Annotated in this window: 14 protein-coding genes; all 14 read left to right on the forward strand. The window is 52.1% G+C overall.

What is annotated here, in order from left to right:
- The first annotated feature begins 509 nt into the window (after positions 1-509).
- The 14 genes from wecB (at position 510) to MJ257_RS23375 (ending at position 12,151) form a co-directional block, all read left to right on the forward strand.
- Entirely contained in the window at positions 510-1,664 is a 1,155-nt protein-coding gene (wecB, locus tag MJ257_RS23310) for a non-hydrolyzing UDP-N-acetylglucosamine 2-epimerase (RefSeq protein ID WP_270407311.1), read from the forward strand.
- Between the two features lie 238 nt (positions 1,665-1,902).
- Positions 1,903-2,091 carry an AtpZ/AtpI family protein gene (locus MJ257_RS23315; protein ID WP_240271513.1) on the forward strand — a complete coding sequence of 63 codons (189 nt, stop codon included), beginning with the start codon at positions 1,903-1,905 and terminating at the stop codon, positions 2,089-2,091.
- Positions 2,084-2,458 (forward strand): ATP synthase subunit I, encoded by a 375-nt coding sequence (locus MJ257_RS23320; RefSeq protein WP_178023325.1) that lies wholly within the window; start codon positions 2,084-2,086, stop codon positions 2,456-2,458. Before MJ257_RS23315 ends, MJ257_RS23320 begins: the two co-directional genes overlap by 8 nt.
- Positions 2,459-2,495: 37 nt before the next feature.
- Positions 2,496-3,317: a F0F1 ATP synthase subunit A gene (gene atpB, locus MJ257_RS23325; protein WP_240271517.1), complete on the forward strand. Its 822-nt coding sequence runs from the start codon at positions 2,496-2,498 to the stop codon at positions 3,315-3,317.
- Positions 3,318-3,438: 121 nt separating this feature from the next.
- Positions 3,439-3,663, forward strand: a complete 225-nt coding sequence (gene atpE, locus MJ257_RS23330; protein WP_009223739.1) for a F0F1 ATP synthase subunit C — start codon at positions 3,439-3,441, stop codon at positions 3,661-3,663.
- 114 nt (positions 3,664-3,777) lie between these two features.
- The gene (gene atpF, locus MJ257_RS23335) at positions 3,778-4,266 is read left to right on the forward strand and encodes a F0F1 ATP synthase subunit B (protein ID WP_178023327.1); all 489 of its coding nucleotides are present in this window, start codon (positions 3,778-3,780) and stop codon (positions 4,264-4,266) included.
- Positions 4,263-4,811 carry a F0F1 ATP synthase subunit delta gene (locus MJ257_RS23340; protein WP_178023328.1) on the forward strand — a complete coding sequence of 183 codons (549 nt, stop codon included), beginning with the start codon at positions 4,263-4,265 and terminating at the stop codon, positions 4,809-4,811. Before atpF ends, MJ257_RS23340 begins: the two co-directional genes overlap by 4 nt.
- A 15-nt stretch (positions 4,812-4,826) precedes the next feature.
- Positions 4,827-6,341, forward strand: coding sequence for a F0F1 ATP synthase subunit alpha (gene atpA / locus MJ257_RS23345; protein WP_240271519.1), 1,515 nt, complete (start codon positions 4,827-4,829; stop codon positions 6,339-6,341).
- A gap of 293 nt (positions 6,342-6,634) precedes the next feature.
- Positions 6,635-7,495 carry an ATP synthase F1 subunit gamma gene (gene atpG, locus MJ257_RS23350; RefSeq protein WP_240271521.1) on the forward strand — a complete coding sequence of 287 codons (861 nt, stop codon included), beginning with the start codon at positions 6,635-6,637 and terminating at the stop codon, positions 7,493-7,495.
- A 35-nt stretch (positions 7,496-7,530) separates the two neighbouring features.
- The gene (gene atpD, locus MJ257_RS23355; protein ID WP_240271522.1) at positions 7,531-8,922 is read left to right on the forward strand and encodes a F0F1 ATP synthase subunit beta; all 1,392 of its coding nucleotides are present in this window, start codon (positions 7,531-7,533) and stop codon (positions 8,920-8,922) included.
- A gap of 59 nt (positions 8,923-8,981) precedes the next feature.
- Positions 8,982-9,398 (forward strand): F0F1 ATP synthase subunit epsilon, encoded by a 417-nt coding sequence (locus MJ257_RS23360; RefSeq protein ID WP_240271524.1) that lies wholly within the window; start codon positions 8,982-8,984, stop codon positions 9,396-9,398.
- A gap of 276 nt (positions 9,399-9,674) precedes the next feature.
- Positions 9,675-9,926, forward strand: coding sequence for a DUF1146 family protein (locus tag MJ257_RS23365; protein ID WP_240271526.1), 252 nt, complete (start codon positions 9,675-9,677; stop codon positions 9,924-9,926).
- A gap of 287 nt (positions 9,927-10,213) precedes the next feature.
- The gene (murA, locus tag MJ257_RS23370) at positions 10,214-11,557 is read left to right on the forward strand and encodes a UDP-N-acetylglucosamine 1-carboxyvinyltransferase (RefSeq protein ID WP_240271527.1); all 1,344 of its coding nucleotides are present in this window, start codon (positions 10,214-10,216) and stop codon (positions 11,555-11,557) included.
- 225 nt (positions 11,558-11,782) lie between these two features.
- Complete coding sequence (locus MJ257_RS23375) at positions 11,783-12,151, forward strand: winged helix-turn-helix transcriptional regulator (protein WP_178023334.1); 369 nt, start codon at positions 11,783-11,785, stop codon at positions 12,149-12,151.
- Positions 12,152-12,227 lie beyond the last annotated feature (76 nt).

Raw genomic sequence — 12,227 nt, forward strand, 5'->3', positions numbered from 1 at the left:
GATATTCCAGTTAATTTGGACACTTATATGGTTATATGAAAATTAACGTTACATTTTACTGTTAGTTGTCGCGAGAAATGGATGTAGAGTAATCTACGGGACATTGATTTGATTAACCGTTTCAATCGAAGTTTTAAAATCGGGTTATCAGCGTCGAGAAGGTTGGATGAAGCTAGGGAGAGAGTAGCGGAGCGTAGATGGATCTACGTGAGCAGCGGAAAGCCCAGACTGAATTCAAGATTCGACGTCGAATCAACTTCAGTGAGTATGCATCGCGATGGAAAGCCTAGTTTGAAAGACCATATCAATCAAGATTTAAAAGTTGGGTTTTCAGCGTCGAGAAGGTTGGATGAAGCTAGGGAGAGAGTAGCGGAGCGTAGCTGGAGGCTACGTGAGCAACGGAGCGACCGGCTGAATTCAAGATTCGACGTCGAATCAACTTCAGTGAGTATGCATCGCGATGGAAAGCCTAGTTTTAAATTACCTCTATAAGGAAGGAATTGAGTAGGGTGGGCAAGATTAAAGTAATGACCATCTTCGGCGTCAGACCCGAAGCGATTAAGATGGCGCCGTTGATTCTCGAACTGCAAAAGCATCCCGAGCAAATCGAATCGCTGGTTTGCGTGACGGCGCAGCACCGCGAAATGCTGGATCAGGTGCTGGACGTATTCAAGATCGTCCCGGATTTCGATCTGGACGTCATGAAACCGAATCAGACGTTGAACGAAATCACGATCCGCGTGCTTCAGGGGTTGGAAGGCGTCCTTAAAGAAGCCAAGCCGGATATCGTGTTGGTGCATGGGGATACGTTGACCACATTCCTGGCCAGCTATGCCGCATTCCTGCAGCAAATTAAGGTAGGGCATGTCGAAGCCGGATTGCGGACTTGGAACAAGCTCTCTCCTTATCCGGAGGAGATGAACCGCCAGTTGACCGGCGTTTTGGCCGATCTGCACTTTGCTCCGACGGATTGGTCGGCTGGCAATTTGCGTAAGGAAAATAAGCCAGAGTCAGCTATATATGTCACAGGCAACACGGTTACGGATGTGTTTCAATATACAGTACAGCCGAATTATACGAACTCTGTGCTGGACTGGGCCGCCGGAAAGCGGCTTATTTTGATGACGGCGCACCGCCGCGAATCGCAAGGCGAACCGCATCTGAACATTTTCCGTGCCGTAAGAAGAATTGCCGATGAGTTCGAGGATGTAGCCATTGTCTACCCGGTGCACCCAAGCCCTGCGGTAAGGGAACCGGCCTACGAAACTTTGGGGAATCATCCTCGTATTAAACTTATCGATCCTTTGGATGTGGTGGATCTGCACAACTTCTATCCTCATACGCATTTGATACTTACGGATTCGGGCGGTTTGCAGGAAGAAGCGCCTTCTTTTGGCGTTCCGGTGCTTGTGCTTCGCGATACGACGGAACGTCCCGAAGGGATCGAAGCGGGAACGCTGGAATTGGTCGGCACAAATGAGGAGATGGTTTATGAACGGACTAAGGCGCTGCTCAGCGATCGGAACCGGTATGAATCGATGAGCCGGGCGGCAAATCCATACGGCGATGGAAAAGCTTCGCAAAGAATTGTCAATGCGATTTGTCACCATTTCGGATTATTGGATGAGCGTCCGGAGGAATTTCACAGAAAATTCACAAACTAACGAAAATTTGTTTTGATCGCGAGCCTAAAAAAGTATACAGTATTACTGTACGCTGTATGCGTTTTAATCAGGATTGCAAGGGCAAATTTGGCATTTCAAAGCTTTAAATCACTAAAAAACCTCAATTGACAAGATCTCTTCACAATTAGTAAAATAAATTGGGATTATTAGGGTGATTGAAATGGAAGACCCGACAAAACCTGGTAAAAACGACAACGGCGTGTGGAAGGCTGTCGCTGTGGTAACCGCTTTAGGAACGAATTTTGCCGTGTGTGCCGTAGGAGGTTACTTCCTCGGCTCCTGGATGGATAAGCTGTGGTTCAAGAACGGCCTGGGCATCGGTCTGGGCGTCTTGATCGGCATTGCAGCGGGAATCCTCGGCATCGTCGCTCTGATCAAGTCGGTTGTGGGGGGAAATAATGGATGAGCTGTCGAAATACAGCCGTGCTTTGACAGCCGGAACCCTAGGTTTTTTGGCCCTGTGTTTTCTCGGAGGCGCTTTATTGCCGGAGGTACAAAGCATTATGCTTGGCATAGCGCTCGGCTCGGCGGTAAGCTGGATTAATGCGGTTTACCTCGGCCGCAAGGTCCGGCAGGTGCTGGATGCCGCGGTAAACGGCGGTTCGAAACGGTTGAACATGGGGTTTCTGACCCGTACGGCACTGGCGGTTCTGGCGGTATTTGCCGCTATGAAATTTCCGCAGCACCTCAATGTGTATGCGGTTGCCGGCAGTCTGGTTTTTGCGCAATTTTTTCTTCTTTTTATAGGCATTCGTTTTTCTCGTAAGCCTTAGGCTGGAAACATTCAACTTGGAATGGGGGTGAGAAAACATGCATGAAGCTCCGGTCATAGAATTGGGCGGCCTACGTATAGACCTGTCCATCATTTTGATGCTGGTGGTGACTTGCACGATTGTGTTCGTCATTGCTCGCCTAGCGACTCGGAATCTATCCGTAGAGAACCCCGGAAAACTGCAGAATTTCATGGAATGGGCGGCAGAATTCGTTCAGAACTTGATATCGAGCACGATGGATCTGAAGAAAGGGAAACCTTTTCTCTCCTTGGCGATGACGATGATTATGTTTATTTTTGTCGCGAATATGCTCGGACTTCTGTTTGGGGTAGTTACTGAGTATGATGATCCGGCGAAAGCAAAAATTTTCGGTCAGGAAATTACCTCGGTAACCAAGGTGCTTACGGAAGAACATCAAAAACACCCGGATGAGGAAGCTCATGCTGAGGTAGCTTGGTGGAAATCCCCGACGGCCGATCTCAGCGTAACGATGGGTCTTGCATTGCTAGTATTCGTGTTATCCCATGGTCTTGGGATGGTAAGAAACACGAAAAACTACTTTAAGCATTACATTCAGCCGTATCCGTTCTTCTTACCGATTAACCTGATCGAGCAGCTGTCGAAGCTGCTGACGCATGGCGTTCGTCTATACGCGAACATCTTCGCGGGCGAGGTCCTGATCTCCACGATCATGACTTTGGCCAAAGCAAGCGTGGTCGGTGCGATCTTCTCCGTTCCGCTGCTGATGGTTTGGGACGGTTTCAGCATTTTCGTCGGCGCGATCCAAGCGTTTGTCTTCGTCATCTTGATGATGGTGTACATCTCGCAGAACCTCGAAAGTCACGAGGAAGAGCATTAAACGGGCGAGCTTTGGTACCCGCGTTTCAAAGATAATCTAAGTTTCAAGTTACGGATTGAAGAACGTCTTCAACCTGACTGAACTATAAAATTTGATTTTACATTTAAGGAGGATATACACAATGGGAGCAATGGCATTATTGGCAGCAGCTATCGTAGCAGGTTTGGGCGCGTTCGGCGCAGCGCTGGGTAACGGTATGGTTATCAGCAAAACGGTCGAAGGGATCGCGCGTCAACCTGAAGCGAAGTCCACTCTGCAAACGACGATGTTTATCGGCGTAGGTTTGATCGAGGTACTTCCGATCATCGGCGTGGTCCTGGCGTTCATGTTCTTTGGTCAGGCTTAATAGAATTTTCAAAAAAGAAATGGCGGGGAAGGCCACAGCCGTCCACGCCTTCTTTTTAGCCCAGGGCGGGCGAAACGCGAATGCGGATAGGCTTCGGAAAGGAGTGACTTAAGTTTGGAAATCGTATGGGAAAACACCGTCATCGCGTTGATCGCGATCGGGATTTTATACTTCTTGTTAAACAAATACGCTTTCGGTCCGTTGTTTTCCGTGATGGAAAAACGCCGTGAACTCGTGCAGCAGCAGCTGAGCGAAGCGGCGCAGACTCGCGAGCAGGCAACTGCCTTTGTGGAGGAGCAAAAAGCGGCCCTCCAGCAAGCGCGCAAAGAGGCGTATGACATTATCGAGCAATCCAAGCAAACCAGCAGCAAGCAAGCGGCTCAAATGCTGGAGCAAGCCAAGGACGAAGCTTCTCGCTTGAAAGAGGAAGCGGTGCGCGACATTCAGAACGAGAAGAACCGTGCCGTGGAACAGCTTCGCAGCGAAGTCGGCGCCGTATCGGTGAAGATCGCGTCCAAGCTGATCGAGAAGGAAGTCAGCGAAGAAGGCGTTCAAGGCGAACTGGTCGACAAGTACCTTAAAGAGGTCGGTGGCCGCTCATGAGCCGCGAGACCGTAGCCGCAAAACGGTATGCCAAAGCGTTGTATGAAATCGCTGCGGCGGAAGGGCGGACGCTGGAGGTCGAAGAAGAACTGAAGGCGCTGGCGGCAGCTTTTCAGGCAGGGGATGACATCGAGCATTTCATCGCCTCGCCGAAGATTACGGAAACCGCCAAATGGGACGCCATTTCCCGCGCGATTGAAGGGAAACTGTCCAAACCCGTGGTATCGACGGTGAAGCTTCTGGTGGAACGCGGAAGAATCGGGCTTTTGCCAGAGCTGGTTGACGCTTACGTGAGCATTTCCGGCGAAGCGCTGGGGCTTGCGAATGCGGTGGTTACAACCACGTATCCGCTGAACGAGGACGAGAAGCAGCAGGTCGCTGCGGAGTTTGGTGCCCTCGTGAACAAGAAGATTCGGGTCGAGAATGTGATCGACAAATCGCTGCTCGGCGGGATGAAAGTCCGGATCGGCGATACGTTGTACGATGGAAGCTTGGCCGGGAAATTGGAACGGCTCGAAAAGTCTTTTCGAAGACAAGCACTGTAGATAGGGGTGAAACACTTGAGTATCAGACCTGAAGAGATCAGTACACTGATTAAAAGTCAGATCGAACAATATAAATCGGAAATCGAAGTGGCCGAAGTTGGCACCGTTATTCAAGTTGGTGACGGTATCGCCCGTGTCCACGGACTAGAGAACGCCATGGCGAACGAGCTGCTCGAGTTTGAGAACGGCGTTTTTGGTCTTGCCCTTAACTTGGAAGAAAGCAATGTCGGTGTCGTTATCCTCGGTCCTTACAGCGAAATCCGCGAAGGCGACCAAGTGAAACGGACCGGACAAATCATGCAGGTTCCGGTAGGCGAGGCGATGCTAGGCCGCGTCGTGAACCCGCTGGGTCAGCCGATCGACGGCAAAGGACCCATCGAAACGACGGAATTCCGTCCAGTCGAAAATAACGCTCCAGGCGTTATCGACCGGAAATCGGTTCATGAGCCGATGCAAACCGGGATCAAAGCGATTGACTCGATGGTTCCAATCGGCCGCGGACAACGGGAGCTGATCATCGGTGACCGTCAAACCGGTAAAACGGCGATCGCCATCGATACGATCATCAACCAAAAAGGCAACGGCGTGAAATGTATTTACGTCGCCATCGGCCAGAAGCAATCCACCGTCGTGAACGTCGTGGAAACCCTTCGTCGCCATGGGGCGCTGGATTACACGATCGTCGTGTCGGCTTCCGCTTCGGAACCGTCGCCACTCCTCTACATCGCGCCTTATGCCGGTGTAGCCATGGCCGAGTACTTCATGTACAAAGGCGAGCATGTCCTGATCATCTATGACGACTTGTCGAAGCAAGCCGCGGCTTACCGCGAATTGTCCTTGCTGCTTCGCCGTCCACCGGGCCGCGAAGCGTTCCCTGGTGACGTCTTCTACTTGCACTCCCGTTTGCTGGAACGTGCAGCTAAACTGAGCGATGAGCTTGGCGGCGGATCGATCACGGCGCTTCCGTTTATCGAAACGCAAGCCTCCGACGTATCGGCGTACATTCCAACCAACGTGATTTCGATTACCGACGGCCAGATCTTCCTGGAGTCCGACCTGTTCTACTCCGGTCAACGTCCGGCGGTTAACGTAGGTATCTCCGTATCCCGGGTTGGCGGTTCCGCGCAAATCAAGGCGATGAAGAAGGTTGCCGGTACCCTGCGTCTGGACCTTGCTCAATACCGCGAGCTTCAAGCGTTCTCCCAGTTCGGTTCCGACCTGGACAAATCGACGCAAGCCCGGTTGACCCGCGGTTCGCGGATGATGGAAATCCTGAAGCAAGGCGTAAACCAACCGCTGGCTGTCGAACTGCAAGTTGTCAGCTTGTACACGGCGGTTAAAGGTTACCTGGACGACATTCCTTTGGCCGACGTTCGCCGGTTCGAATCGGAATTCCTGTCCTTTATCCAAAATCAGCATGGCGACGTGCTGCAATCGATCCGCGATACCAAGGATCTGACCGCAGACAACGAAACGAAGCTGAAAGAAGTCATCGAGCAATTCAAACGCGGTTTCGCGACTACGGCATAAAAGTTCTTGCGGCACAAACCGGCTTTGGCTAAGCGCAACGCCGGTTTACGCCTGTGTGTAAAAAATACTTTGGGGATGCCAAGTTTTACGGTTGAATGAATCCTTAAGCAAAAGGTTGAAATGATTCTGAAGAAGCGAAGCGTTCGCCTTTGTGAGCGGATTTCAACTATTTCTGAATTCGTCAATTCAAGAAATCCGCGAGCAACAGCGATCGTAAGAACATTTCAATATTGCAGCTTTATAGATTCATGCAATTGAATTTTGGCCACGCCAAAGTTTAAGGTGGTGAAATCATGGCAAAAGGGATGCGCGAAATCAAGCGTCAGATCAAAAGCGTTCAGAATACCCGGCAAATCACCAAAGCGATGGAAATGGTAGCTTCGGCGAAGCTGCGCAAAGCGCAGGAGAGAGCGCAAGCCTCCCGGCCTTACGCGGAGAAGCTGAAAGAGGTCGTTTCCAGCATTGCAGCCGCCTCTCAAGGCGTCAGTCATCCGATGCTCGTGACGCGTCCGGTGAAGCGGACCGCTTATATCGTGATTACGTCCGACGGCGGTTTGGTCGGCGGATATAACGCGAATATTTTGCGGAAAGTGACGGATCTGGTCCGTACCCGCCACGCTTCTTCTTCGGAATACGAACTTTTCGTGATCGGCCGCAAAGGGAGAGACTATTTGAAACGCCGCAATTATCCGGTGGTCCACGAAGTGACCGAGCTTTCGGACACGCCGAGATTCGCGGATATCAAATCCTTGACCTATGCAGCGGTACAAGGCTTTGAAACCGAACAATTCGACGAAATCTACGTTTGCTATAACCGGTTCGTCAATGCGATTACCCAACTGCCAACCGTGGAACGCCTGCTTCCATTTGATTCCGTGGAGAGCGAGGGTCCGGCCAGCAGCTATGAGTATGAACCTTCACCGGAGGGCGTATTGGAAGTCTTGCTTCCGAAATATGCCGAAACGTTGATCTTTGGAGCGCTTCTTGACGGTAAAGCGAGCGAGCTGGGCGCGAAAATGACCGCAATGGGCAGCGCGACCAAAAACGCGACGAAAATGATCAATGAACTTACCCTGACGTACAACCGCGCTCGTCAAGCGGCGATTACGCAAGAAATTACGGAGATCGTTGCCGGAGCAAACGCACAAGGCTGATCGTTCCGGGCAGCAATATTAGGAGGGAAACGAAGATGAACAAAGGACGCGTTGTCAGCGTAATGGGTCCGGTTGTTGACATCGAATTTGGGCGCGGTCAACTGCCGGAAATCTTCAACGCTATTAAAATTGAGAAGCAAGACGGCCAGTCTGAGCTGGTTCTGGAAGCTTCCAATCATCTGGGCGACAACCTCGTTCGTTGTATCGCCATGGCCTCGACGGACGGCCTTGTGCGCGGTACGGAAGCGATCGATTTGGGAGCGCCGATTTCGGTTCCGGTCGGGGAAGCAACGCTCAGCCGCGTGTTTAACGTGCTTGGCGAACCGATCGACAAGAAAGGCGCTGCTAACACGGAACTGAAGTATCCGATCCACCGCGAACCGCCGAAGTTCGAAGAATTGTCGACGCAAGCGGAAATGCTGGAAACGGGGATCAAGGTCATCGACCTGCTGGCTCCTTACGCTAAAGGCGGTAAAATCGGCCTGTTCGGCGGCGCCGGCGTAGGCAAGACCGTAACGATCCAGGAATTGATCCGTAACATCGCGCACGAGCACGGCGGGATTTCCGTATTTGCCGGCGTAGGGGAACGTACCCGTGAAGGGAACGACCTTTACATGGAAATGACGGAATCCGGTGTTATCGAGAAAACCGCGATGGTATTCGGACAAATGAACGAGCCGCCGGGCGCACGCTTGCGCGTAGCCTTGACGGGCCTCACGATGGCTGAATACTTCCGCGACCAAGAAGGCCGCGACGTATTGCTCTTCATCGACAACATTTTCCGGTTTACGCAAGCCGGTTCCGAGGTTTCCGCTTTGCTCGGACGGATGCCTTCCGCGGTAGGTTACCAGCCAACGTTGGCGACCGAAATGGGTCAGCTGCAAGAACGGATCACTTCGACCAAAAAAGGTTCCGTAACGTCCATCCAAGCCATTTACGTGCCTGCGGATGACTATACGGACCCGGCTCCGGCGACGACGTTTGCGCACCTTGACGCAACGACCAACCTGGAGCGGAAAATCTCCGAAAAAGGGATTTTCCCGGCCGTGGACCCGCTGGCATCCAGCTCGCGGATTTTGACGCCGGAAATCGTGGGCGAAGAGCACTATGCCGTAGCCCAAGGCGTAAAACAAATCTTGGCTCGTTATAAAGAATTGCAGGATATCATCGCCATCCTCGGTATGGATGAGTTGTCCGACGACGATAAAACGCTGGTAGCCCGTGCTCGTAAAATCGAACGTTTCCTGTCGCAGCCGTTTAACGTGGCGGAGCAGTTCACGGGGATTCCGGGCAAATACGTGCCGATCGCCGAAACGGTACGCAGCTTCAAGGAAATTCTGGACGGCAAACACGACGACCTTCCGGAAGCGGCGTTCCTGTTCGTAGGAACGATCGAAGAGGCCGTCGAGAAGGCAAAAACGCTGTAATTCCAAGCCGAATCCGGATGCTTCAGAAATGAACTGTCCCACGAACAGGAGGGATAAACTTGAGCAGCTTTTTATTGGAAATCGTTACGCCGGAGCATGTGGTGTACTCGAAAGAGGTAGACAGCCTGACGGTCCGCGGACTTGAAGGGGAGTTTGGCGTCATGCGGGGCCATGTTCCGCTCGTCACACCGCTGCAAGTTGCTCCGGTAGTTGCGAAGACCGGCAAGGAAACGACGACGATCGCGGTACACGGCGGTTTTATCGAAGTGCAGGGCGATAAAGTGATCGTACTTGCCGAGAGTGCAGAGCTGCCGGAAGAGATCGACCTGGAGCGGGCCATTGCGGCTCGTGAGCGTGCGGAGCGCCGGCTGGCGGCTCGCAGCAACCAGGACCGCATCGATCATCGCCGCGCAGAGCTGGCGTTGCAAAGAGCGGTTACCCGGATCAACGTATCCAGCGACCGCAATAAGCAATAAAACAATGGATAACGGGCACCTCTTGGGGTGCCTGTTTTTCATTCAGAATGACGTGATACTGACATTTAGGTAATAGTTGAATTTGGAAACCCTTGCAAGGCAAAGAAAAGCTGGATTATTGACGCGATGGCAAGTATGATATATAAGGTCTATATTTTTACAAGTCCATAACCGATATATATTACATGTTGTGAAGCTTGGTTCATGCGTGAAAAAGTGAGGATTAACCGTTTAGGTACTTGCTGCATAAATATAAATGTGATGGGGGATATAGTCATGAATCCGGTCGACCAGGTAGCGGCTTCGGTCGGGGTGGGCGGCTTGACGGCCATCCTCGTCTCCTTGGCATGCATTGCGCTGTCCTGGTGGGCGTTGCAAAACTTGAAGCTGGACTTGTTCATCCGCCACCCCAAGGGACCGCAGGGCAAGCTGCTGCAGCTGCTGCTGGCGGTGGTGTTGGGCCGCTTTGTAGCCGCTTTTGTCATGGAATATTGGGGTTACACCCAAATGTTGAAGTACATGTTTTGATGAGATTGAATGGGATGTTGTGGGGTTAGATTGTAAACAGATCAGGAAGTAAATTGTCGAATAACATCATTTCATTGTGTCAACAATGGTGAGTAAGGACTACGACTCGAGAGCATGTCCATAGACGGGGCAAGAGGCGATTTCTGCGCCAAAACACGCTTTTTCGACAGGATTAGAGCCTTGTGTGCCTTAAATGACCGGTGATATGATGAAATTTAGGGAATGAACAGGTTAATCTTTTTCCAAATCGGGAAAAAAGTGAAAATGAACGCGCGGAGGGAACCATGATGAGCAAATTTATCGTCCGCGGTGGCAATGTTTTGGCCGGGAACGTAAAAGTCAGCGGTGCTAAAAATTCAGTGCTACCGATCATTGCAGCGTCTTTATTGGGTGAAGAAGGGGTCAGCATCATTCGCGATGCGCCGCCTCTTGACGATGTAATGACCATTAATAAAGTGTTGGAGTCGCTGGGAGCGGCCGTGAGCTACGACCGGGAAGTCATTACGGTCGATGCGCGGCATATCGCTTCATGCGAAGCGCCTTATGAGTGGGTGCGAAAGATGCGGGCGTCTTTTCTTGTCATGGGTCCGTTATTGACACGGATGGGTTTCACCCGGATTTCCCTGCCGGGCGGCTGCGCGATCGGAACGAGACCGATTGACCAGCATTTGAAAGGCTTCGAAGCGATGGGCGCGGAAATCACCCTCGGTCACGGATTTATCGAAGCCAAATCGAACGGCCGCCTCCGCGGCGCAAAGATTTATTTGGACGTTGCCAGCGTGGGCGCGACGGAGAACATCATGATGGCAGCGACTTTGGCGGAAGGCACCACCATTATTGAAAATGCGGCCAAGGAACCGGAAATCGTCGATTTGGCCAATTACCTGAACAGCATGGGCGCTGTCGTCCGCGGGGCGGGCACCGGCATGATCCGGATCGAAGGCGTCGAGCGCTTGCACGGATGCGAACATACGGTGATTCCGGATCGGATCGAAGCCGGCACGTTTATGGTCGCTGCGGCGATCACCGGCGGGAACGTATTTGTCGAGGGTGCCATTGCCGATCACCTGGGGCCGGTCATTTCCAAGCTTGAAGAAATGGGCGTAACGGTAGAAGCGCAAGAGAACGGAGTGCGCGTCATCGCCGACAAGCCGCTGAAAGCCGTTGACGTGAAGACGTTGCCTTACCCGGGCTTCCCGACCGATATGCAGTCGCAAATGATGGCGTTGCTGTTGGTGTCCGAAGGGGCAAGCGTCATTACCGAGACGGTCTTCGAAAACCGCTTCATGCACGTGGATCAGTTCCGTTTAATGAGTGCCGACATTAAGGTGGAAGGACGCAGCGCGATCGTCTCCGGGGGCAGCAAGCTCAGCGGGGCAAAAGTTTGCGCCACCGACCTTCGTGCCGGAGCTGCACTGATCCTGGCCGGTTTGGTAGCGGATGGGTCGACGGAAGTCAGCGGCACGCACCATATCGACCGGGGGTACGTGGATCTGGCTGAGAAACTATCCGGTCTGGGTGCTGACATTTGGCGCATCTCGGTCGAAGAGAGCGCTCCGGAAACCGAGAAGGTTCCGGCAGCCGTCAAAGAAGAAATCCCGGTATTGAAAATCCAGCCATCTTGGGCCTAACCCTAACCTTGGCTTAATTAAAAAGAAATTCGGAAGGAACCATGCCGGAGGCGTGGTTTTTTCTTCTTTATATAGGAGCCAATCGTCGGAAGCCTTTTCGCTTTGCACACGCCAATCTTCCGATTTGCGGCTTGTGCATCGAGTCGGACCGGCATATAATTGTTTGTATATACAACAATGCGTGTAGGAATCTTTTTGGATCCTACCCCTTGGAGGGATTTCAAAATGCGCGATCGCAAAAGCGGCTACGGGGTATGCCCCAACGACGAAGGTTGCCCTGTCGAGTTTACCTTGGACGTTATCGGCGGTAAATGGAAAGGGGTCCTGTTGTATCATTTGATTCATGGACCGATCCGATTCAACGAATTCCGGCGGATCTGCCCGACGATCACCCAACGGATGCTGACCCTGCAGCTGCGCGAGCTGGAGGAAGACGGCATCGTGCATCGCGAGGTGTACCATCAGGTGCCGCCGAAGGTGGAATACTCCTTAACGGAATTTGGCAAGACCCTGGTTCCTATTCTTCTGAAAATGAAGGAATGGGGCGAAACTTACAAGAAGACGGCGCCGTTTTTGAATAAAACGGAAGCTTAATTGGCGAGAATAGGAAACCAATTGCGAAGCATCAAGAGATAGGAAGAGACTCGGGGAACCGGGTCTTTTTTTATTT

Source organism: Paenibacillus timonensis, assembly GCF_022427145.1.
Classification (GTDB): Bacteria; Bacillota; Bacilli; order Paenibacillales; family Paenibacillaceae; genus Fontibacillus; species Fontibacillus timonensis.

Excerpts from the sequence above, each read along its gene's own strand:
- MJ257_RS23340 (WP_178023328.1), top strand. The coding sequence starts at position 4,263 with ATGAGCCGCGAGACCGTAGCCGCAAAACGGTATGCCAAAGCGTTGTAT.
- MJ257_RS23365 (WP_240271526.1), top strand. The coding sequence starts at position 9,675 with ATGAATCCGGTCGACCAGGTAGCGGCTTCGGTCGGGGTGGGCGGCTTG.
- MJ257_RS23375 (WP_178023334.1), top strand. The coding sequence starts at position 11,783 with ATGCGCGATCGCAAAAGCGGCTACGGGGTATGCCCCAACGACGAAGGT.
- atpD (WP_240271522.1), top strand. The coding sequence starts at position 7,531 with ATGAACAAAGGACGCGTTGTCAGCGTAATGGGTCCGGTTGTTGACATC.
- atpE (WP_009223739.1), top strand. The coding sequence starts at position 3,439 with ATGGGAGCAATGGCATTATTGGCAGCAGCTATCGTAGCAGGTTTGGGC.
- MJ257_RS23320 (WP_178023325.1), top strand. The coding sequence starts at position 2,084 with ATGGATGAGCTGTCGAAATACAGCCGTGCTTTGACAGCCGGAACCCTA.
- murA (WP_240271527.1), top strand. The coding sequence starts at position 10,214 with ATGAGCAAATTTATCGTCCGCGGTGGCAATGTTTTGGCCGGGAACGTA.
- atpB (WP_240271517.1), top strand. The coding sequence starts at position 2,496 with ATGCATGAAGCTCCGGTCATAGAATTGGGCGGCCTACGTATAGACCTG.
- atpG (WP_240271521.1), top strand. The coding sequence starts at position 6,635 with ATGGCAAAAGGGATGCGCGAAATCAAGCGTCAGATCAAAAGCGTTCAG.